This window comes from Fundicoccus ignavus, from assembly GCF_009659375.1.
GTDB classification, from domain to species: Bacteria; Bacillota; Bacilli; order Lactobacillales; family Aerococcaceae; genus Fundicoccus; species Fundicoccus ignavus.
The window spans coordinates 13,144-34,989 of the sequence record NZ_WJQT01000016.1 but is presented as its reverse complement, the minus strand read 5'-3'; the positions used below and the strand labels follow the sequence as shown (position 1 = coordinate 34,989).

Annotated in this window: 25 protein-coding genes and 1 other annotated feature; of the genes, 22 read left to right on the top strand and 3 right to left on the bottom strand. The window is 37.7% G+C overall.

The features are described from left to right. Positions 1 to 52: 52 nt before the first annotated feature. Entirely contained in the window at positions 53 to 1,159 is a 1,107-nt protein-coding gene (locus tag GF867_RS10155; protein WP_153832997.1) for an ABC transporter ATP-binding protein, read from the bottom strand. 245 nt (positions 1,160 to 1,404) lie between these two features. On the opposite strand from GF867_RS10155, the gene GF867_RS10150 reads away from it, so the two are divergent. From GF867_RS10150 to GF867_RS10090, 13 genes are all read left to right on the top strand, one after another. Further along, positions 1,405 to 1,965 carry a dCTP deaminase/dUTPase family protein gene (locus GF867_RS10150; RefSeq protein ID WP_153832996.1) on the top strand — a complete coding sequence of 187 codons (561 nt, stop codon included), beginning with the start codon at positions 1,405 to 1,407 and terminating at the stop codon, positions 1,963 to 1,965. Between the two features lie 27 nt (positions 1,966 to 1,992). After that, positions 1,993 to 3,381, top strand: coding sequence for a DNA repair protein RadA (gene radA / locus GF867_RS10145; protein WP_153832995.1), 1,389 nt, complete (start codon positions 1,993 to 1,995; stop codon positions 3,379 to 3,381). Between the two features lie 69 nt (positions 3,382 to 3,450). After that, on the top strand, positions 3,451 to 4,560 hold the full coding sequence (locus GF867_RS10140; protein WP_153832994.1) for a PIN/TRAM domain-containing protein: 1,110 nt from the start codon (positions 3,451 to 3,453) through the stop codon (positions 4,558 to 4,560). Positions 4,561 to 4,617: 57 nt separating this feature from the next. Further along, positions 4,618 to 6,093 (top strand): glutamate--tRNA ligase, encoded by a 1,476-nt coding sequence (gltX, locus tag GF867_RS10135; protein ID WP_153832993.1) that lies wholly within the window; start codon positions 4,618 to 4,620, stop codon positions 6,091 to 6,093. Positions 6,094 to 6,219: 126 nt separating this feature from the next. Continuing rightward, on the top strand, positions 6,220 to 7,641 hold the full coding sequence (gene cysS / locus GF867_RS10130) for a cysteine--tRNA ligase (RefSeq protein WP_153832992.1): 1,422 nt from the start codon (positions 6,220 to 6,222) through the stop codon (positions 7,639 to 7,641). Next, positions 7,642 to 8,067, top strand: coding sequence for a Mini-ribonuclease 3 (locus GF867_RS10125; protein ID WP_153832991.1), 426 nt, complete (start codon positions 7,642 to 7,644; stop codon positions 8,065 to 8,067). Continuing rightward, a complete protein-coding gene (gene rlmB, locus GF867_RS10120; protein ID WP_153832990.1) occupies positions 8,060 to 8,920 on the top strand; it encodes a 23S rRNA (guanosine(2251)-2'-O)-methyltransferase RlmB in 861 nt (286 codons plus the stop codon). Before GF867_RS10125 ends, rlmB begins: the two co-directional genes overlap by 8 nt. 15 nt (positions 8,921 to 8,935) lie before the next feature. Next, positions 8,936 to 9,469 (top strand): NYN domain-containing protein, encoded by a 534-nt coding sequence (locus tag GF867_RS10115; RefSeq protein ID WP_153832989.1) that lies wholly within the window; start codon positions 8,936 to 8,938, stop codon positions 9,467 to 9,469. 43 nt (positions 9,470 to 9,512) lie between these two features. Further along, on the top strand, positions 9,513 to 10,127 hold the full coding sequence (locus tag GF867_RS10110; protein ID WP_153832988.1) for a sigma-70 family RNA polymerase sigma factor: 615 nt from the start codon (positions 9,513 to 9,515) through the stop codon (positions 10,125 to 10,127). Positions 10,128 to 10,224: 97 nt separating this feature from the next. Next, positions 10,225 to 10,377, top strand: a complete 153-nt coding sequence (rpmG, locus tag GF867_RS10105; protein WP_153832987.1) for a 50S ribosomal protein L33 — start codon at positions 10,225 to 10,227, stop codon at positions 10,375 to 10,377. Positions 10,378 to 10,392: 15 nt separating this feature from the next. Next, complete coding sequence (gene secE / locus GF867_RS10100) at positions 10,393 to 10,566, top strand: preprotein translocase subunit SecE (protein WP_153832986.1); 174 nt, start codon at positions 10,393 to 10,395, stop codon at positions 10,564 to 10,566. A 130-nt stretch (positions 10,567 to 10,696) separates the two neighbouring features. After that, positions 10,697 to 11,239, top strand: a complete 543-nt coding sequence (gene nusG, locus GF867_RS10095; RefSeq protein WP_153832985.1) for a transcription termination/antitermination protein NusG — start codon at positions 10,697 to 10,699, stop codon at positions 11,237 to 11,239. Positions 11,240 to 11,337: 98 nt separating this feature from the next. Beyond that, on the top strand, positions 11,338 to 12,129 hold the full coding sequence (locus GF867_RS10090) for a TspO-related membrane protein (protein ID WP_153832984.1): 792 nt from the start codon (positions 11,338 to 11,340) through the stop codon (positions 12,127 to 12,129). A 48-nt stretch (positions 12,130 to 12,177) separates the two neighbouring features. On the opposite strand, the gene GF867_RS10085 is transcribed toward GF867_RS10090, so the two are convergent. After that, positions 12,178 to 13,041, bottom strand: a complete 864-nt coding sequence (locus GF867_RS10085; protein WP_153832983.1) for an ABC transporter substrate-binding protein — start codon at positions 13,039 to 13,041, stop codon at positions 12,178 to 12,180. Between the two features lie 210 nt (positions 13,042 to 13,251). Here GF867_RS10085 and rplK point away from each other — a divergent pair, with 210 nt between their 5' ends. The 4 genes from rplK (at position 13,252) to rplL (ending at position 15,596) form a co-directional block, all read left to right on the top strand. Further along, positions 13,252 to 13,677: a 50S ribosomal protein L11 gene (gene rplK / locus GF867_RS10080; protein ID WP_311454218.1), complete on the top strand. Its 426-nt coding sequence runs from the start codon at positions 13,252 to 13,254 to the stop codon at positions 13,675 to 13,677. 83 nt (positions 13,678 to 13,760) lie between these two features. Continuing rightward, complete coding sequence (gene rplA / locus GF867_RS10075; protein ID WP_153832982.1) at positions 13,761 to 14,450, top strand: 50S ribosomal protein L1; 690 nt, start codon at positions 13,761 to 13,763, stop codon at positions 14,448 to 14,450. Positions 14,451 to 14,525: 75 nt separating this feature from the next. Next, positions 14,526 to 14,650 (top strand) — a sequence feature (ribosomal protein L10 leader region). 36 nt (positions 14,651 to 14,686) lie between these two features. Next, positions 14,687 to 15,190 carry a 50S ribosomal protein L10 gene (rplJ, locus tag GF867_RS10070; RefSeq protein WP_172972612.1) on the top strand — a complete coding sequence of 168 codons (504 nt, stop codon included), beginning with the start codon at positions 14,687 to 14,689 and terminating at the stop codon, positions 15,188 to 15,190. A gap of 40 nt (positions 15,191 to 15,230) precedes the next feature. After that, positions 15,231 to 15,596, top strand: a complete 366-nt coding sequence (gene rplL, locus GF867_RS10065; protein ID WP_153832980.1) for a 50S ribosomal protein L7/L12 — start codon at positions 15,231 to 15,233, stop codon at positions 15,594 to 15,596. 542 nt (positions 15,597 to 16,138) lie between these two features. Here the strand turns inward: rplL and GF867_RS10060 are convergent. Next, entirely contained in the window at positions 16,139 to 17,014 is an 876-nt protein-coding gene (locus GF867_RS10060) for a Cof-type HAD-IIB family hydrolase (protein ID WP_153832979.1), read from the bottom strand. Positions 17,015 to 17,116: 102 nt separating this feature from the next. Between GF867_RS10060 and GF867_RS10055 the strand changes: the two genes are divergently transcribed. The 5 genes from GF867_RS10055 to pfkB all read left to right on the top strand — a co-directional run bounded on the left by GF867_RS10055 (position 17,117) and on the right by pfkB (position 21,845). Then, positions 17,117 to 17,725 carry a class I SAM-dependent methyltransferase gene (locus GF867_RS10055; RefSeq protein ID WP_153832978.1) on the top strand — a complete coding sequence of 203 codons (609 nt, stop codon included), beginning with the start codon at positions 17,117 to 17,119 and terminating at the stop codon, positions 17,723 to 17,725. Positions 17,726 to 17,890: 165 nt separating this feature from the next. Then, positions 17,891 to 19,006, top strand: a complete 1,116-nt coding sequence (locus GF867_RS10050) for a carbohydrate kinase (protein WP_153832977.1) — start codon at positions 17,891 to 17,893, stop codon at positions 19,004 to 19,006. Then, a complete protein-coding gene (locus GF867_RS10045; RefSeq protein WP_153832976.1) occupies positions 19,007 to 19,921 on the top strand; it encodes a pseudouridine-5'-phosphate glycosidase in 915 nt (304 codons plus the stop codon). Positions 19,922 to 20,166: 245 nt separating this feature from the next. Further along, the gene (locus GF867_RS10040) at positions 20,167 to 20,919 is read left to right on the top strand and encodes a DeoR/GlpR family DNA-binding transcription regulator (protein WP_172974007.1); all 753 of its coding nucleotides are present in this window, start codon (positions 20,167 to 20,169) and stop codon (positions 20,917 to 20,919) included. Then, complete coding sequence (pfkB, locus tag GF867_RS10035) at positions 20,919 to 21,845, top strand: 1-phosphofructokinase (RefSeq protein ID WP_153832974.1); 927 nt, start codon at positions 20,919 to 20,921, stop codon at positions 21,843 to 21,845. The genes GF867_RS10040 and pfkB overlap by 1 nt, the downstream gene beginning before the upstream one ends. The last annotated feature ends 1 nt before the right edge of the window (position 21,846 follow it).

The window sequence follows — 21,846 nt, the reverse complement described above, 5'->3', positions numbered from 1 at the left end:
CTCTTAGCCAACAAAGCTAAGAGGTTTTTTCGATGATTATACGCTTATTTTATTAGCGACGAATAACTTCTTCTGTCGCTTTATCAAAGAAGTGAGCTTTGTTCATATCGAATGATAAATCGATTGTCTCACCAGGTTTGTGGTAGTCACGAGCATCTACACGCGCGATAAATTCAGTATCACCAACTGAAGAGTAAAGCATTGTTTCAGCACCAAGTAATTCTGATACAGATACTGTTGAAGATACAACTGAATCTGGAGATGCTTGTAATGCAATTTGCTCTGAGTGAATATCTTCTGGACGAATTCCAAAGATTAATTCTTTTCCTTCGTAACCACGTTCGATTAATAATGTACGTTGAGGTTCAGTAACGATTAAGTCTAAGCCCTTGCCGTTTGAAATTCTACCGTCTTTAAATGTAACAGTGAAGAAGTTCATCGCAGGTGAACCAATGAAACCAGCAACGAATACGTTAACAGGTAAATCGTATACTTGTTGTGGTGTACCAATTTGTTGAATGAAACCATCTTTCATAATGACAATACGTGAAGCCATTGTCATCGCTTCAGTTTGGTCATGAGTTACGTAAATTGTTGTTGTATCTAAACGTTGGTGTAATTTAGCGATTTCAGCACGCATTTGTACTCTTAGTTTCGCATCCAAGTTTGATAAAGGCTCATCCATCAAGAATACTTTAGCATCACGTACGATAGCACGTCCTAAAGCCACACGTTGACGTTGTCCACCAGATAAAGCTGCTGGTTTACGGTCTAAATATTCAGTTAAGCCTAAAATATCTGCAGCATTTTCTACACGTTCTTTGATATCTGCCTTTGGATATTTACGTAATTTCAAACCAAAAGCCATGTTATCAAATACTGTCATATGTGGGTATAAAGCGTAGTTTTGGAATACCATCGCGATATCACGGTCTTTTGGTGCAACGTCGTTCATTAAACGATCACCAATGTACAACTCACCTTTAGAGATATCTTCTAAACCGGCAATCATACGTAAAGTAGTTGATTTACCACATCCTGATGGTCCAACGAAAACAATAAACTCTTTGTCTTCGATATCTAAGTTGAAGTCTGTAACTGAATAATTTGGTGCACCGTCATACATTTTGTGAATGCTGTTTAATTTAATTTGTACCATTTTTTATCTAGCTCCTTTTTTTTATAACGCTTCTTTAATGATAAACCCATTATATTTGAAAGCGTTTTACAATGCTATTGACTCATTGCACAAAAAATATTCGGCACATTGTACAGTGAATATCTGAGAAGTTAGTCCGTATTTTGGAAAAAGTTATGAAATAATTGTGTTATTTATGGTTTAAGTTCCACAGATTACTTAAAATTTGGTAGAATAAAGAATGATACTGGGAAATGAGGTTTAGTATGAAAGAAGAAAGAAAACGTGGTTTTGAGGTTGTTTCAACTTACTTGACTAAAGAAATTAATTTGCCTAAACGGGCTACACATAAAGCTGCTGGTTATGATCTTGAAGCAGCGGAAGATATGATTTTACCTACGTTCTGGAAACAAGTCCTTCGTTACGTATTAGTAGAATTAAAGCAGTGGATTTTTTCTTCGCCTGATAAAGAGGATTTAACAGAACTCTCAACAATTGAGCGTATTCTAAAACCTTCTTTAGTACCAACAGGTTTGAAAGTCTACATGCAGGATAATGAGTATTTACAAATTGTTAACCGCTCGAGTAATCCTTTAAAGAGATTTTTAGCTTTACCAAATGGTATTGGCATTATTGATGCAGATTATTATAACAATGAAGCAAATGAAGGTCATATGTATGTTCAATTAATCAATTTTGGTTTAGTAGACCAACACATTCAAAAAGGCGAAAGAATCGCTCAGGGTATCTTTTCTGCTTATCTAATTAGTGATAATGATGAGGGTGGCGTAGCAGAAAGAAATGGCGGTTTCGGTTCGTCTAATTAATAAATCAGAATATAAGGAGTTGTGTAGATGGCTAAAAAACGAGTCATGTACGAATGCCTTGCTTGTGGTTATGAGTCGCCTAAATGGCTAGGACGCTGTCCGAACTGTGGCGCTTGGAACCAAATGGAGGAGCAACTCGTACAGAGTACTACTGCTTCAAGTAAATCGCCTGTTCAAGTTAATACGTCAAATAATCAACAAACGGGTAGAGCTTTAAAGTTAGATGAGATTACTTACAATAATGAAGTGCGTTTTTCAACGAAGTTTGATGAGTTTGATCGTGTGTTAGGTGGTGGGGTTGTACCAGGCTCACTCGTACTAATAGGTGGTGATCCAGGTATTGGAAAATCAACCTTACTTTTACAAGTGTCGGTTCAATTAGCCAATGCCAATCAAAAAGTGCTTTATGTTTCTGGAGAAGAAAGTGCACAACAAATTAAGATGCGTGCTATGCGTTTAGCTTTAAATGGTGATAATTTTTGGCTGTTAGCCGAAACAGATTTATTGACCATTGCTTCAGAAATTGAAAGAATAGAGCCAGATATTGTGATTATTGATTCGATTCAAACGATGCAAGTACCAGAACACACCGGAGCAGTTGGAAGTGTTTCTCAATTGAGAGAAGCGACTGCTGTATTGATGCGTATAGCCAAAGGGAATCAAATTGCTATCTTTATTGTCGGTCATGTGACGAAAGAAGGTAATATTGCAGGACCTCGAATGTTAGAACATATGGTGGATACGGTATTGTATTTTGAAGGGGAGAGACATAATCGCTTCCGTTTATTACGAGCGGTTAAAAACCGGTTTGGCTCTACAAATGAATTAGGTGTGTTTGAAATGTTAGATGTTGGTTTGCAAGAGGTTGGCAATCCATCAGAACTTTTCCTAGAAGAAAGGTTACCCGGTGCTACGGGGTCTACGGTTGTCGCAGCATTAGAGGGTACGCGTACGATTCTAGCTGAAGTGCAATCATTGATGACGCCGACAGCTTTTGGTAATGCTAAACGAACTGCTAGTGGGATTGATTATCAAAGAATTTCATTGCTATTGGCAGTCATGGAAAAACATTGTAATATGTTAGTTCAAAATCAAGATGCTTTCTTTAAGATAACAGGCGGTGTCAAATTAAATGAGCCTGCGATTGATTTAGCGATTGGTATCAGTATTGCGTCTAGTTACTGGAATCGAGCAACCAATGCGGATGATGTTTTTATTGGCGAGATTGGTTTAACTGGCGAGATTCGTCGAGTTAGTCAAATAAAAGAGCGTTTAAAAGAAGCAGACAAATTAGGTTTTAAACGTGCTTTTATTCCTAAAAACAATTTCAATGATATTGATACAGATTTTGAAATTGAATTAGTCCCTGTCGCTACGATTAAACAAGCGGTTCAGCGTGTCTTTCCGCGACAGTAAAGAGTATCAAACAAGCAATTGAAACTTTTTAAGCTTCTAGTTGCTTAGTTATTTCAAGGAGGTGAAAGAATGTTCAAAAAAGTCGTGATGTTTTTATCAGTCATTGTAGGTTTAAGTTTTGGATTCACAGTCGGACCACAGATTTGGCGTGCACTAAGTTTATCCAATATCGTACTTAGAAACCCTTATTTTAATGGATTTATTTTTGTTGTTATTTTTGCTATTCTGGGATCGCTAATTGCGCCACTGGTTGAAAAAGGTATTAAACGATTATTGGAAATTATTGACAGCCAGACAACAACGAATTTAATTTTAGGTACGATTGGTATGCTAGTCGGTTTGCTAATCGGTTATTTCTTGGCGTTGCCATTTGCTAGTTTAAATATTCCGTTTGTATCGTCAACGTTACCGTTAATTTTATCAATCGTGTTTGCTTTAATTGGGTACCAAACAGCAACTAGCCGTAAAGATGAATGGCGCAAGCTATTCAGTCGACAAGCAACTGAGCAGGAAATTGAAACAGAAGTTGAAAGCCAAATTTTAGAAAGAAAAGCCGGAGATTCTTTCCGTAAGTATAAATTGTTAGATACAAGTGTGATAATTGATGGGCGTATTGCAGATATTGTCAAAACAGGATTTGTTGAAGGAGTACTCGTTATTCCTAACTTTGTTTTGAAGGAATTGCAGTATATTGCCGATTCTTCCGATTCGTTAAAACGGGCGAAAGGGCGTCGTGGATTAGATATCCTCAACACACTTCAAAAAGATGATGAAGTACCTATTGAATTTTACGAAGGTGATTTTGAAGATATTGCAGAAGTTGATTCAAAATTAATTCGTTTAGCAAAATTAATTGATGCAGCCATCGTAACGAATGATTATAATTTAAATAAAGTAAGTGAATTCCAGAATGTAACGGTCTTTAATATTAATGCTTTAGCCAATGCTGTAAAACCGGTAGTTATTCCGGGCGAATTGATGCGTGTGCAAATTATTAAAGCTGGGACAGAAAGAAAACAAGGTGTTGCTTATTTAGAAGATGGTACAATGATTGTCGTTGAAGATGGTCAGCACTTTATGAATGAATGGATTGAAGTAGTTGTAACAAGTGCACTTCAAACAGCTGCTGGACGAATGATTTTCGCAAAACCCGCACATTCGCAAGATCGTATTGAGTAAATAGTGTAAGTTACCTATAATAGAAAAGAAGTTTTTATATTGAAGGAGAATTATAGAATGAGTAACAAAGTTCGTGTTAGATATGCACCAAGCCCAACCGGAGAATTACATATAGGAAATGCGCGTACAGCGCTTTTTAATTATTTATTTGCTCGTCATCATCAAGGTGAGTTTATTATCCGTACTGAAGATACAGATATGAAACGTAACTTAGATCATGGGGAAGAGAGTCAATTAGCTAACTTAAGTTGGTTAGGGATGGATTGGGATGAAGCTGCCAACAAACCAGGTAATTATGGTCCTTACCGTCAGTCAGAGCGTTTAGAAATTTATAATCCGTTAATTCAAGATTTATTAGATCGTGATTTAGCTTATAAATGCTATATGACGGAAGAAGAACTAGAAGCTGAACGCGAAGAACAAAAAGCCAATGGCGAAATGCCACATTATGGTGGTCAACACGCTCATTTAACACCAGAACAACAAGCAGCTTTTGAAGCTGAAGGTCGCGAAGCAGTTATTCGTTTCCGTGTACCAAGTGATGTAGTCTATGAATTTAACGACTTAGTTAAAGGTCCGATTAAATTCGAATCACGTAGTATCTCAGGTGACTGGGTCATTAAAAAACGTGATGGTATGCCAACTTACAACTTTGCAGTGGCAGTAGATGATCACATGATGGAAATTTCACACGTTTTACGTGGGGATGACCATATTGCCAACACACCTAAACAAATGATGGTTTATGATGCATTTGGTTGGGACTATCCTGAGTTCGGTCATATGACTTTAATTATTAACAGTGAAACTAATAAAAAATTAAGTAAACGTGATGGTGCGATTTTACAATTTATCGAACAATATCGTAACTTGGGTTACTTACCAGAAGCAATGTTCAATTTCATTACGCTTTTAGGTTGGTCACCTGTCGGAGAAGACGAAATCTTTAGCCGTGAAGAATTAATCGAGTTGTTTGATTACAAACGTTTATCTACTTCACCAGCTGCTTTTGATACGAAAAAACTTGAGTGGATCAATAACACTTATATGAAGAAAGCTAGTTTAGAAGCAGTTGTTGAATTATCATTACCACACTTAATTCAAGCGGGTAAAGTCAATGAGAACCCATCTGAAAAAGAATTGGCATGGGTAAGTAAATTAGTTAGTTTATATCATGAGCAAATGTCTTATGGTGCTGAAATTGTTGAATTATCTGCATTATTCTTCAATGAAAACTTAGTCATTGATGACGAAAGTAAAGCAGTATTGAGCGATGAAACAGCTCCAGTTGTCATTCAAGCGATGAAAGCGAAATTAGCTGAGTTATCAGAAGCGGATTTTGTAGCGGAGAATATTAAGCCATTAACGAAACAAATCCAAAAAGAAACAGGCATTAAAGGGCGTAACTTATTTATGCCAATTCGTATTGCTGTTAGTGGTCAAATGCATGGACCGGAACTTCCATTATTGATTGAAGTTCTTGGGAAAGAAAAAGCCATTAACCATATCGAACAAGTAATGTCACAAATATAAAATGACTAAATCACTAGCTGCCGAACAAGTTTATTTTGCGAGGCAGCTAGTTTTGTCTATATTGCATGCAAGCAGTATGCTACAATTGTAGGCAAAATACTAAATACTATAAAAGGAGTATGGCCGATGAGTATTCAATTATATAATACGTTGACGCGGAAAAAAGAATTATTTAAACCAATAGAAGAAGGAAAAGTACGATTCTACGTATGTGGACCAACTGTCTATAACTATATCCATATTGGAAATGCACGCAGTTCAGTTGCATTTGATACAATTCGTCGTTACCTAGAATATCGTGGTTATGAAGTGAATTACGTGAGCAACTTCACTGATGTTGACGACAAAATTATTAAAGCAGCTCATAACGAGGGCACAACTCCAGAGGCGATTGCCGATAAATATATCCAAGCCTTTAAAGAAGATACCGGAGCTATTAATGTTAAAGAAGCAAATGTCCACCCGAGAGTCATGAATAATATTCCAGAAATTATTAAATTTGTAGAGTCATTAATTAAACAAGGCTATGCCTATGAATCTGAAGGGGATGTTTACTTTAGAACTGATAAATTTGAGAAGTATGGTCAGTTATCGGATCAGTCCATTCAAGACTTGTTGGTAGGCGCAAGCGAACGTGTTGATGATGAATTTACCGAACGCAAGGAAAATCCTTTGGATTTTGCCTTATGGAAGGCGACTAAATCAGACGATGAAATCAGTTGGGAGACACCTTGGGGAGCTGGTCGTCCAGGCTGGCACATTGAATGTTCAGTGATGGCAACTAAATATCTAGGTGATACTTTAGATATTCATGGTGGAGGACAGGATCTACAGTTTCCACATCATGAGAATGAGATTGCTCAATCAGAATGCCATACTCATCAAACGTTTTCTAACTATTGGATGCACAATGGCTTTGTCACAATGGGCTCAGATGCAGAAAAAATGAGTAAATCACTGGGGAATTTTGTCTTATTAAGAGACCTTTTAAAAGAAGAAGACCCAATGGTAGTGAGATATTTATTAAGTACAGTGCACTACCGCCGTCCTTTAAGATATGACACGCATGCACTGCAAGAAGCTCAAGCTAATGTAGAAAAAATTCGTGAAGTCTTAAGGAAATTAGCTTACCGTCAACAAGATGCAGTAAGTGAAGTAGAAGGTAATCAGGAGATATTAGCAGCTATTCAACAACATCAAGCAAGTTTTGTGAATGCCATGGACGATGATTTCAATGCGGCGAATGGTGTGACAGCTATTCTTGAATTGATTAAAGCAGCTAACCAATATCTTGAAAAACAAACAGTAGCAGTCGAAGTACTTAATGCATTTTATACAGTATTAACTGAACTATTAGATGTGTTTGGTTTAGACTTAGTAGAAAATGATCTATTAGATGAAGAAATACAAGCACTGATCGAAGAAAGAAAAGCTGCTCGTCTTGCAAAAGATTATGCACGCAGTGATGAAATTCGTGATCAATTAAAAGAACAAGGCATCATCTTGGATGATACGCCCCAAGGTACACAATGGAAGCGAGTGAAATAAATGGCTCAGTCAACCGAACAGCTTAATATCGAGATGTTAAACGGAGCAACACTAGCTTACGTTGGAGATGCAGTATATGAATTAGCAGTGAGACGACATGTGCTCGCTAAAGGTAAAACCCAAGTAAACAAATTACATCGTGAGGCTGTTGCTTATGTTGGTGCAATTGGTCAGGCAAAAGTCATGTTGACTTGGATTAATGATGATGATTTTTTAACACAAGAAGAGATAAAATTTTACAAACGAGGGCGTAATCATAAGGCCAATACGAAAGCTAAAAATGCGTCGATTGGTGATTATCGTCAAGCGACCGGCTTTGAATCATTGATGGGTTGGCTATCTTTAACGAATCAAAACGAACGCTTAGATCAACTTATCTCTGAAGCGATTAGAATAATTGATGAAGGGGATCAACATAATGCGTAAACAAGGCTCACAAGGAAAACGCCAGAATAATCATAAAAAACGTGATTTTGCAAAAAAACAACATTTTGTGGATAATTCGCAAGAAAACGAAACTAAATCGCAAAATGACGAAATTTTCTTTGGTAAACATGTGGTTTTCAATATTTTCAAAGAGAATAAGCAAGTAAATAAATTGTTTATCCAAAAAGGAGTTTCGGGACAACTGATTATCGATATACTTGAATTAGTGAAACAACAAGGCGTTGTCTATCAAGAAGTCCCTAAATCTAAATTGGATGAATTGTCAAATGGTGGTAATCATCAAGGGGTAGTAGTAACAACACCTGCATTCGACTATCAAAATCTTGAAGATATTTTTGCTTTGGCAGAGCAACGTAATGAAGATCCTTTTATTTTGGTTTTAGATGGTATTGAAGACCCACATAATTTAGGTTCTATCTTACGAACTGCAGATGCAGTAGGCGTTCATGGAGTTATCATCCCGAAACGTCGAGCGGTTGGTTTAACCGGTATTGTAGCTAAAACTTCAACAGGTGCGATTGAACATGTGCCAGTCGTGAGAGTAACGAATATTGCTCAAGCTATCGATCAATTAAAAGAAAAAGGCGTTTGGGTCTTTGCGACTGCTATGGACGGACAAGATATGCGTTCATGGAATAGTAAAGGAGCGATTGCTTTAGTCATTGGTAATGAGGGAGCTGGTGTCTCGAAATTAGTTGAAGAGAAAGCTGATGAAACAATTACGATTCCAATGGTAGGCCACGTGCAGAGTTTAAATGCGAGTGTTGCAGCTGCCGTTTTAATGTATGAAGTTGCCCGTGATCGAATTCCGTTGCCTTCTTCAAAAATATAAGAAGAGGTGACTGCGATGAAACGGCAAGAAGTAATGTTCGTTGATGGCTACAATATGATTGGTTCTTGGCCACAATTAGTTCGCTTGCAAAAGCGCGATGAAATCCAAGAGGCTCGCGACTTGCTTTTATTTGAGTTATCAAATTATCGAAAATACAAGGATATCCAAATGATTGTTGTATTTGATGCTCAATTTGTGCCAGGCTTAACTAAGACTTATGATGAGTATGAGGTGCAAGTTGTTTTCACCAAAGAAGGTGAAACAGCAGATGCTTATATTGAACGAGAAGTTGAAAGGTATATTAATCCTTTAAATCGTGTAAACGTAGCAACCAGCGATAGCGCAGAACAATGGATGATTTTCCAAAAGGGAGCACTGCGTAAGTCAGCGAATGAACTATGGATGGATTTGGAGCATGCTAAGCGACAAATCAAACAAGATGTACGAGAGCATTATGATGGTAAAATTCGCAGACGTAGTCCTTGGGAAGTGGAACAGTTGGCCAAGTTAGATGCATTGCGTCAGTGGCTAGAGAAAGAATTAAAATAACTTAAAGTATCTGTTTTCACCTAAAATTTAGGAGGAAACGGTATTGACTGTTAAAGACTTTAAAAGTAATGAAGAGTTAGTTGCCTTATTACAAGTGGAAATGACGGACGAAGGATTTGAAGAACTTTTTATACGCTTCACCCCTTTGATGTATAGTGTTCGTAGTACTTATCCAATACCAGGATTTTTAATGGATGATTATTTTCAAGAAGGCAGAATAATCATGCTGAAAGCTATTCAACTATACGATGTAAAACGCCAAGCACAGTTTTCTGGTTTTATGCAGTTGTTATACAAGAATCACATGTGTAATATGCTAAGGCGTATGCTTTCGGATAGAAGACATGGAGCTCATCGAGAAATATCAATTGATGCGCATTGTGGTAGAACTGCGATGACGGAGTCTACGCGAATTGTTGATTACTTGTCTAGTCCAAGCAGTAAGGAACCAGAAAATGTGATGTTGGTGCAAGAAAAAGCTGAACGCTATTTAAAGCAACTATCGAGTTTTGAAAAAGAAGTTATTCTGTGTTCGATTTTTTATTCAAGTTACCAAGAAATTGCAGACATTCTAGGTGTTTCAGAAACTGCAGTAAGAAGTGCAATCAGTCGTGCACGTCGAAAAATAAAAGATCAATTAGATGAACCAGATTTATAGGTAAGTATCTATGATTTTTTCGGACTAAATCTTGACTTTTTTTCATCGAACCCATATTATTAAAAATGACGCAAATTGTCGTGTAAGGAGGATTGTTATGGCACAGAAAAAAACGGCCTTAGCGTGTACAGAATGTGGCCAACGCAATTACCACATGACACCAACGCAAATGGGAAAAACTTCACGCTTAGAAATTAAAAAATTCTGTAGATATTGTAACAGACATACAGTTCATAAAGAGACTAAATAGATAGGATGGTTATTGATGGGTTACTTTAAAAATGTAAGAACAGAAATGAAACAAGTTACTTGGCCATCGGCTAAGGAAGTAAGAAAATATACAGCCACAGTTATTGTGATGGTACTTATTTTTGCTTTATTCTTCGCTGTTGCTGATTATGGCTTCTCTAACCTAATCAACTGGTTAGTTACATTGTAATTAAAGGAATTGCTTCTATATAAATAATGGAAGTGATATAATAGCTATAGTTAAAAAACCTACATAACGTAGGTTTTTTATTATGGTAAAAATTGTTGGCATATATAAGATAAATTAAGGAGCAGAGATTATGGAATTAAATAAAGAATGGTACGTTCTACACACTTACTCAGGTTACGAGAATAAAGTTAAAGAAAACATCGAAATGCGTAAAGAAAGCATGAATATGGAGAATAATATTTTCCGAGTTGAAGTGCCTGAAGAAGAAGTGACTGTTGTCCAAGATGGCGGTGGAACTAAAACAAGAATGGAAAAAACATTCCCAGGTTATGTATTAGTTGAAATGATTATGTCAGATGATGCGTGGTTCATCGTTCGTAATACGCCAGGTGTTACTGGATTTGTTGGTTCACATGGGGCAGGTAGTAAACCGTCTCCGTTATTGCCTGAAGAAGTAGATAACTTATTAGGTAATGCACAAGCAGCGCGCGTTGACTTAAATGTTGAGGTAGGCGATCATGTAGAAATCACGGATGGTGCATTCTCTGGTCTATCTGGACGTGTTGAAGGTATTGAAGTGGATCAACAAAAACTTAAAGTAGTTATTGAAATGTTTGGTCGTGAAACTGTGGCTGAATTAGAATTTAACCAAGTTAAAAGAGAAGATATTTAAGCTCTAAGACATTTAAACTCATCTTTTAGGCCTGCTTTTGCGGTAAAAAAGATGAGTTTTATTAATTAATCAGTCATTTTAGATGAAGGAGAGATACGATGGCGAATTATAATAAGTTATTAAAATGGGCAGTGCCAGGCTTATTTCTAATAGTACTTTTAGTGAATTATTTGACGAGTTTTGGCATAATGTCACCTTATACGCAAGCGGAGGTTTCAGCACTTTATCCGAATTTATTTGCACCAGCTAATTTTACATTTAGTATTTGGGCGGTAATATATGTTGGTGTTATTGCTAGTTTAAGTTTAAATTTTAGTTTTTTTTCAGTGCCGGAAACTTTGGAGAAAGGTTACCAGCAATTAATTCAGCCATACTTTGTTGAGTGGATGTTTTTTAATATTCTGTGGAACATTGCTTGGACAAATGATCAAATTTTAATTGCTTTGTTGGCGATTGTACTTTATACGCGACGTTTATTGCAATTGATGACGCTAATCAGCGGAACACCTCTACTAAGACAGAAACCTTGGCTATTAAAATATCCGATTGGTTTACATACCGGTTGGTTGATTGCGGCGACATTTGCGAATTTGACAACTTATGTCGTAAGTGTTGGGATTGACGGTGTTGGAACAATTGGCTTCTGGTGGGCGGTTGCGATGATGGCAGCCAGTTTAGCGACAGTTACTTATTTTTATGGTAAGTATGGAAATGAAGCTGTCATGTTACCGGTTCTGTGGGCATTGATTGGTTTGATTGTTCAGCACAATCCAGGTAGTGACTTTGCTTATGCAAGCGAAACTTTGGCTTGGGTAGCGACAGTCTTTTTCTTAATAGGTGTCAGTTTATATGGTTATTTATTTAAATTACAAACTAAACAAGCTAAATAATCGAAAAACACGTGTTGATTTTATTCAGTAATCAACACGTGTTTTGGTTTAAAAACCAAGTATTTCAGATAATTCTTCTAATTGTAAACCGGTTGAATCTAATCCGCCACCACTCAGATACCAGAGATCAGGGGTTAAGAAATATAATTTTCCAGTTTCTGAAGCTTTAATCGTCTGTAAGTCATTTCTTTGCATTAACATTCTTTGCTCGTGTGCATCTTGTTCAGGATCATATCGCATGGCAGCTGTTCGATTAATGATAAATACTCGATCAGCATTGAGGGCTGCGATTTCTGGAACTCTTATAACCTCACCTAAATCTGTGAAGCTATATTGACGGTTGACCGCCGAGAAACCGAGTAGCGTGAAAATTAAAGCAAAACGAGAATTGGGTTTAAAGGTCGTGAATTTATTATCATCATGTAAGAGTAATAGGTTAGTATTATCTGCCGCTTGACTAGCTTTTCTAATTCTATCTGCGCGGACATTTAAATCAGCAATTAAGCGTTGAGCTTCGGCTTCTTTATCAATAATTCGAGCGAGTTCAAGATTGATTTCGTCAAAATTTGACCAATATTGTGAGCTGTACGTCTCATAATTAAAAACGGGAGCAATCTCATCTAATTCATCGAGTAAATGTGTCGTTCGGGCAGATGAAATAATTAAATCAGGTTTTAAAGCACGCATTTGATCTAAATCGATATCTGTTAAAGATTTAGTATCAGCAATACTGTCAGGCATGCTATTAAGATATTCTGGTATTCTGTGTTTCGGTGCAGCAATAATTGAAGCTTCAGCGCCAAGCGCACGCAATGTGTCATAAGCTTCATAACCAAGAGTCACAATACGACTGGGGGTAGAAATGAGCGTCATTTTTGCATCAGGTTGAACATAGCTATTAAATACTTGCATGATAAAACCTCCAATATTGTTAGTGCTTACAATTATAATAACATAAGTATAATTAAAATACGATTAAATAAAAATATTTTTAGAAAATCAGTTGGCAACTGAAGTAAGTCGTGCTATAATGTTACGGTGCGTCAAGAGCGCATATGAGTGGGAGGGGCAAAAGCTCCACATACCACATCACGAACAAAAAATTTTAAGGAGGAATGTTTCGTGGCTAAAAAAGTCGTAACACAAGTCAAATTACAAATCCCTGCGGGACAAGCAAGTCCAGCTCCACCAGTTGGTCCAGCTTTAGGTCAAGCACAAGTTAATATTATGGGGTTCTGTAAAGAATTCAACGCTCGTACACAAGATCAAATGGGTATGATTATCCCTGTAGTAATCGACGTATACGAAGACCGTTCATTTACATTTATTACTAAAACTCCACCAGCTCCAATCTTATTGAAAAAAGCTGCTGGAATCACAAAAGCTTCTGGTGAACCTAACAAAAACAAGGTTGCATCAGTAACTAAAGAACAAGTTAAAGAGATCGCAGAAACTAAAATGCAAGATTTAAACGCAGCAGACGTAGAAGCTGCTATGCGCATGGTTGAAGGTACTGCTCGCTCTATGGGAATCACAGTCCAAGACTAAGCACAAGGTAGCTTCTATCCCCGTTTTCTATCGGGGGTGGGAGGAAGAACCGCTAATACCACAAATTATAGGAGGAAATATTAATGGCTAAAAAAAGTAAAAACTTTGTAGCGGCTAAAGAAAAAGTAGACCGCGCAAAAAAATATGACGTTGCTGAAGCGATCGCATTAGCTAAAGAATTAGATTATGCTAAATTTGATGCAACTGTTGAAGTATCTTACAACTTAAACATCGATGTTAAGAAAGCTGACCAACAAATCCGTGGCGCAATGGTATTACCACACGGAACTGGTAAAACACAATCTGTAGTAGTAATCGCTCGTGGTGAGAAAGCTAAAGAAGCTGAAGCTGCAGGAGCAGACTACGTAGGTGACGCTGAATTAATTTCTAAAATCAGTGATGGCTGGTTAGACTTTGATGTTATGGTTGCTACACCTGACATGATGGGTCAAGTAGGTCGTTTAGGACGTGTCTTAGGACCTAAAGGTTTAATGCCTAACCCTAAAACTGGTACAGTAACAATGGATGTTACTAAAGCAATTAACGACATCAAAGCTGGACAAGTAACTTACCGTGCTGACAAAGCAGGTATCGTGAACGTTCCAATCGGTAAAGTATCGTTCGAAAACGATAAATTAGCTGAAAACTTAAAAGCTTTACACGAACAAATCGTTCGTTTGAAACCAGCGTCTGCTAAAGGTACTTACATTACTAACTTATCTTTAACAACTACATTTGGACCTGGTATCAAATTAGATTCAGCATCTATCTAATTAGAATGAATCTATTGGAAAAATAAGGAAATCTTAAGAAATAAGGATTGACGTTAGATTATTTTTCCGCTAATATATATAAGTATTTTACGACCAAAGACAGTAAGTGGCGAATGCCTTAATTTCTTACCGAGGAAGTTCCACAGTGATGAGGAAGCTATCTCTATGTCTAGGTGACATAGAGATTTTTTTATTATGAAAAAATCTCTATATCAAATTTGATGGAGGTGAAACTGTTGACAAAAGCAATTATGGTTAAAAAGCAAGAAGAAGTATCTTTTATTGCAAGTGAATTAAAAGACGCAACATCAGTTGTTGTTATTGATTATTTAGGTTTAACGGTAGAAGAAGTTACTAGCTTACGTAAACAATTACGTGAAAGCGGAACTAAGATGAAAGTTGTGAAAAACACAATTTTACGTCGTGCTGCTGTTGAAGCTGGAATCGAAGGTCTTGAAGATGTATTTGCAGGACCATCAGCTATTGTTTATAGTACTGATGAAGTGGTTGCTCCAGCTAAGATTGTTGCTGAGTTTGCTGAAAAAGCAAGCGAATTATCAATCAAAGGTGGTTTAATCGAAGGTAAAGTAGCTTCAGCTGATGACATTAATGCATTAGCAAAACTACCAGACCGCGACGGACTATTATCTATGTTACTTTCTGTATTACAAGCTCCAGTCCGCAACGTTGCGTTGGCTGTTAAAGCAGTTGCAGAAGCAAAAGATGAAGACGCAGCTTAATTTTTAAAAAATATAATCATACAAACGGAGGAAATTAAAAATGGCATTAAACATTGAGAACATTATTGCTGAAATTAAAGAAGCAACAATTATCGAATTAAACGACTTAGTAAAAGCAATCGAAGAAGAATTTGGCGTAACAGCAGCAGCACCTGTAGCGGTAGCAGCAGCTGGTGGAGCAGCTGAAGCTGAACAAACTGAATTTGACGTTGTATTAGCATCTGCTGGTTCATCAAAAATTAAAGTAATCAAAGCTGTTCGTGAAGCTACTGGTTTAGGCTTGAAAGAAGCTAAAGAATTAGTAGATAACGCTCCTAAAGCAGTTAAAGAAGGCGTATCTAAAGAAGAAGCAGAAGCTTTAAAAGCTTCTTTAGAAGAAGTTGGCGCTGTAGTAGAAGTAAAATAATCTTTTACTCTCATAAAACGTACCTAGTATTTCTAGGTGCGTTTTTTTTTTTTTTTTAATCAGAAAATATAATTTTGGGGCTTCGTTCAGCTTGTTGTTTTCCAAGGCGGTGGTCGCTTTCGAAGCCTCACGTTTGTGAGGGCTTTTCCAACTCAATCGGCTAGGCTCTGACTACTTCGCTTTGCTCATAGTCAGAGCAAGCTGCGCCGATTGCCCTTCATGCCGCTTTGGAAAACAAGTCGCTGATCTACGCGCATAGCATTCTGATAAAAGTATTGCGGTATTATCAGATAAAAACTACTAAACGGAATTTAATGACCTCAGACTGGTCCGAAGTTTCCTAGTATTATACAAGAATTTAAGCTTTATGTTGCTTTACCAAGTTCTGTGTTTAGTTCAGCTTATTATTTTCCAAGGCGGTGGTCGCTTTCAAAGTATCGCGGTTGGGAGGTTTTTTCCAGCTCAATAGGCGAGGCTCTCTTAGTTGATCGGTATAGATAAACAAAAAAATCAGCCTCATGAAGAGACTGATAAGGCATAACTTATTTAGCATATTCAGCAATTAATTGTTCAAGGATAATAGCAACGCCATCGATTGTATTTGCTGGTGCAATGTTTTGTGCCATAGCTTTGATATGATCGGGCGCATTATCCATTGCATAACTATGTTTAGCCATCTGTAACATTGAACGGTCATTGAGTGAGTCGCCAATTGTTGCAACTTCATCTAATGTATAACCTTGTGATTTAGCATAAGCTTCAACGGCTAAACCTTTCTGAGCATTAATGTGTGTGACTTCAATATTATCAGCAGCAGAAGATGTGACGTCTAAATCAGAGAAATTACTTAGGTGTTGACGAACTTGACTCAATAAATCAGCATTGGAACTGAAAAGTAATAGTTTTAATGCAGGGTTTTCTTTTGTTAATTCCATTTCAGTAATAGGTTTAACATCACCATAATGTGCGAGTAACTGAGCGTTAGTTACTTCATCGGTGCCATCTGCTGCGGCGAGAACTTCTTCATGACTAACATTCATAAAGTGTGCAATTCGTTTGATGAAGCCTTCATAATCTGCAACATAATAATTATTGGGTGTTGAAACAGCATAATCGATAGCTAAAGTATCTAAATATTGAATAACACTTAAGACTGTATCTGTTAATAAAGGATTTGAATCAGTTAAGGTGCCATCTTTTTCATGAATCGATGCACCGTTTAAATTAATCATGCGACAGTATATATCCTGAGCTTGTGTCAGAACAGACGCTGATTTAAAAGAACGACCTGTTGCGATAATGAATTCAATATCAGTCGTTTCTTGTAATTTCTTGATTGCGGCAGCCGTTCTGTCGCTAATCACGTGGTTTTCATTAAGTAAAGTGCCGTCCATATCAGATGCAAAAAGTTTGATCATTGTTGACCTCCATTACGTTTTATCTAGTTTTAGTGTAACATGAATAGCCTAAAAAGTGATATAGTTATGGTACATGAATATGTTTTCTTAAGGAGAGAGAGAATGAGCGATCATTATTATACAAATAAACCTCAAAGTAGCCATGAACTAAAAGAGATTAGTGCAGAAGTTGGAAAACAAAGTTTACGTTTAAAGACAGATAGTGGTGTTTTTTCTAAGAATCGTATGGATTTCGGTTCTAAATTACTAGTGGAGACTTTTATTGAAGGAAAATCAATGACTAGTGAGGAAAAAATACTTGAGTTAGGGAGTGGCTACGGTCCTTTATTGTTGGCGGTGGCGAAACATTTTCCGCTTGCCAGTTATGTAGGTGTTGAAGTTAATGAGCGTGCGCTTGAATTAGCGCAACAGAATACGCAATTAAATAAAGTGGCGAACGTTGAATGGTTGTTGCACGATGCGACGACTGTGCCTGTTGAGGCTGACTATGACTATGTATTAACGAACCCACCCATTAGAGCGGGCAAACAAGTGATACGTGAATTTGTTCTAACGGCTGCAAAAGCACTGAAAGTGGATGGGGAACTCTGGTTAGTAATCCAGAAGAAACAAGGCGCACCTTCTATGTCTGATTATATGGAGGAAATTTTTGGTAATGTAGAACTAATGGGCCGGGATAAAGGTTATTGGATTTTAAAAAGTGTTAAATAATATTAAGCTGATATTCTGCAATAGAATGTCAGCTTATTTTTTGTTTCATTAGAATTTTCTCATTTTGTATATTTTGCTTGTCGTTATAAGTTTTATGTTTTATACTGTGATTGTAAACAAAAATCTTTAATAAGGACATTTGTTGTAAAAGGAGGCGATGATGAATTGTTAACACAAAACGAGCAGCGTGTATTGGCTTTAATTGAAAAAGATCCATTTCTTACACAACAAGAAATTGCTTCTCAATTAGATTTACCGCGCTCTACTGTCGCAACGATAGTTTCGACATTGACGAATAAAAAGCAGTTGTTGGGTCGGGCTTATATTGTCAACCATGGTGCTGAAATTTTCTGTATAGGTGGAATGAATATTGACCGCAAGTATTTACTGGAGGCAGAGCTAATACCTAAAACCAGTAATCCAGTCACTTCTTCAATGAGTGTCGGAGGCGTAGCACGCAATATTTCAGAAAACCTTGGACGCTTAGGGTTAAATGTTAACCTATTGTCAATCGGTGGTCGAGATCAAGATTTCGAAACTTTAAAGCAAGCGACGGAACCATTTGTTAATTTTCAACACGTGACGCAACTAGGTGATTACTCAACAGGTTCTTATGTGGCATTACTAGATGACGACGGAGATATGCAGTTAGCTTTAGCGGATATGTCAGTAGCTGACACAATGAACCGTGAGTGGATAAGTTCTTATCAAAATCTTTTAGCCCAAGCTAAGATGATTGTATTGGATTTGAATGTACCGTTAGAAACAACAGAGTATATTATTGAGTTAGCACGTAATAAAGACATTCCACTTGTGATTATTCCGGTAAGTTCACCTAAAATGGCGCACTTACCACGTCAACTAGAGGGGGTTAAGTGGCTCATCGTCAACCTAGACGAGTCTGAAACATTTTTCAATAAAAAAGTTGAAATAGCAGAAGATGTTGAAGAGCTTGTTGAAAGCTGGTTGGCCTTAGGTGTTGAGAATGTTATCATCACACGCGGCCAAGCGTCAACGTTCTATGGTAATCAAGCGGGTGAAAGAAAACAATTTGTACCACCTGTTTCGCCTTACGTCGAAGATGTCACAGGAGCTGGAGATTCTTATGCTTCAGGTTTAATTTACGGACAATTACAAGGCTACTCGCCAGTCGAAAGTATCCAATTGGCTATGACAAATGCTTATCACACCATTCAATCGCCTAAAACAGTACGCTTAGATTTAACACAAGATATACTAGAAAAACAAACAGAAGAATTAAAAGAAAGAGGGATCATTTAAATGACACATCCATTATTATCAATTAGCAAAGAAGTACAAGCAGCTTTTGACAACAACCAACCAGTGGTAGCTTTAGAATCAACAATTATTTCTCACGGAATGCCTTACCCTAAAAACGTTGAAATGGCTAAAACAGTAGAACAAATCATTCGTGACAACGGTGCAGTTCCAGCAACCATTGCGATTATGGATGGTAAATTTAAAATTGGTTTAGAAGCAGAAGACTTAGAATTATTAGCAACAGCTGAAAACGTAGCGAAAGTATCACGCCGTGACTTAGCAAATGTCTTCGCAACAAAACAAATTGGCGCAACAACAGTTGCAACAACAATGATCGGGGCTAAATTAGCAGGAATTAAAGTGTTCGTTACAGGCGGAATCGGCGGCGTTCACCGTGGCTACGAAGACCACATGGACGTTTCAGCAGACCTAGAAGAATTAGGTCAAACAGATGTAACAGTAGTATGTGCGGGAGCAAAAGCAATCCTAGACTTACCACGTACATTAGAATACCTAGAAACTAAAGGTGTGCCAGTAGTAGGCTACCAAACAGACTACTTACCAGCATTCTACACAAGAACATCAGAATACAAATTAAACTTACGCAGTGACTCAACAGCTGAAATTGCTGACATGATGCACTACCAAAACGAATTAGGCTTAACAGCAGGAATCCTAGTTGCAAACCCAATTCCAGAAGCAGACGAAATTCCACACGAAGAAATCGACTCAATCATCACACAAGCATTGAAAGAAGAAAAAGCCGCAGGCATCAAAGGAAAAGACTCAACACCATTCCTATTAGGAAAAATCGTTGAATTAACAGAAGGCCGCAGCTTAGAAACAAACATCGCATTAGTATACAACAACGCAAAAGTTGGCGCGCAAATCGCAGCCGACTACAACAAAAAATAATTAAACAAGCACACAACGCTTCTAGACTCTAACTTAAAGAGTTTAGGAGCGTTTTTTAATTATTTGAAAATAAGCCCTCAAGTTGTATCGGTTACAAACATTGCTCCCCAAACTTTGCTGGAGGGGCTATTGAGACGCACAAGAGGTTGCTGAGATGTATTTTGGCTGAAATTGATTGATTTTGAACATTTATGATTGATTTATGATTGTTTTCGGTGTATCCTATGAGTAAGGAAGTGATGAAAATGCTTACAGAGGAAAGGTTCGATGTGATTCGCGAATTGTTAACAGGTGATTCAATTGTAAAAATTCAGGCAATTGTTGAGGCGACGCAAGCCTCGGAGTCAACCGTCAGGCGAGATTTATCGCAGTTAGAGGAATTGGGCGAGTTGGTTCGAGTTCATGGAGGCGCGAAACGTCAGTTTTCATTAGAGTCAGAACCGAGCGTTCCGGAAAAGAACTTACGTTTTCATGACGAAAAACAGTCGATTGGTCAATATGCAGCGCAGTTGATTCAGGATAATGAATTTATTTATCTGGATGCGGGGACTACGACACTTGCGATGGTGCCTCATATAAAAGCTAAGGGTTTAACAATTGTCACGAATAGTTTAGACTTAGCAGGGCATTTGTCAGAAGCGTCGTTGAATGTGATTGTGCTAGGGGGTAACTTGAAGAATCGCACACGCGCTATGATCGGTTCAGATGCGCAGAAGCAGTTGAAGCAGTATCGTTTTTCGCGTGCATTTATGGGAACGAATGGGATTGACACAAAATTTGGTTTTACAACGCCAGATTCTGAGGAAGCACATGTTAAACAAACCGCAACGCAGCAAGCTAATCGGGTTTATGTGTTGGCGGATGCTAGTAAGTTTGATAAAGTTTCTTTCTGTCAGTTTATGGAATTGGATGAAGCGGTTGTGATTACGAGTCCTTTAGGTGACAGGTTAGGTGATAAGTATCATGGTGTATTGGAAATAAAGGAGGTTGATCGTTGATGTTGTATACAATTACGTTTAATCCGGCAGTTGATTTAGTGATGAGAACAGATGAGCTGCGTTTGGGCGAATTAAATCGTGTACAATCAGCCGATTATGTGGCTGGAGGCAAAGGGATTAATATGTCTGTCTTATTAAAGCGTTTAGGGCATGACAATATTGCGACAGGTTTTATTGGTGGTTTTACGGGTGAGTTTGTAAAAAACAGTTTGCAGGCAGAGGGTGTAGAGACGGCATTTGTTTCTGTAGATGCGATTACGCGTATTAATGTGAAATTACATGCGAATCAAGAAACTGAAATTAATGCGAATGGACCGGAGGTAACTCAATTAGACGTTGACCGATTGATGGCGTATTTCGAAACGGTTTTAGTGGCAGGTGATGTTGTCTTTTTAGCGGGAAATGCTGCTCCGGGTATGACTAGTGAACATTATGTTCAAGTGGCGACTATGTGTCGTGAAAAAGAAGCGCTATTTGTCTTAGATTCAAACAAGGAACTTTTAACAGCCTGTTTATCAGAGCAGCCTTTCTTGATTAAACCGAACGCGCATGAATTGAGTGAAATCTTTGGTGTAGCCATCACTACAATTGCTGAAGTGGTAACTTATGCGAAGGAATTGCAAGTGCGTGGTGCACGTAATGTCTTAGTTTCTTTAGGTGGAGATGGTGCGGTTTTAGTGACAGAAACAGGGGGTGTTTATCAATCAAATGTTCCGAAGGGGCAAGTGGTTAACTCTGTGGGTGCTGGTGATTCAATGGTGGCAGGTTTCATGGCGAAATATATTGAAACACAAGATTATGCAGCGAGTTTGAAACAAGGTGCAGCAAGTGGGAGTGCAACAGCTTTCTCGGTAGGGATTGCTGAAGCGAGTTTAGTGTCAGAGTTATTAGAACAAATAAAAGTGAAAAGTGTAGGTGTAAACTAAT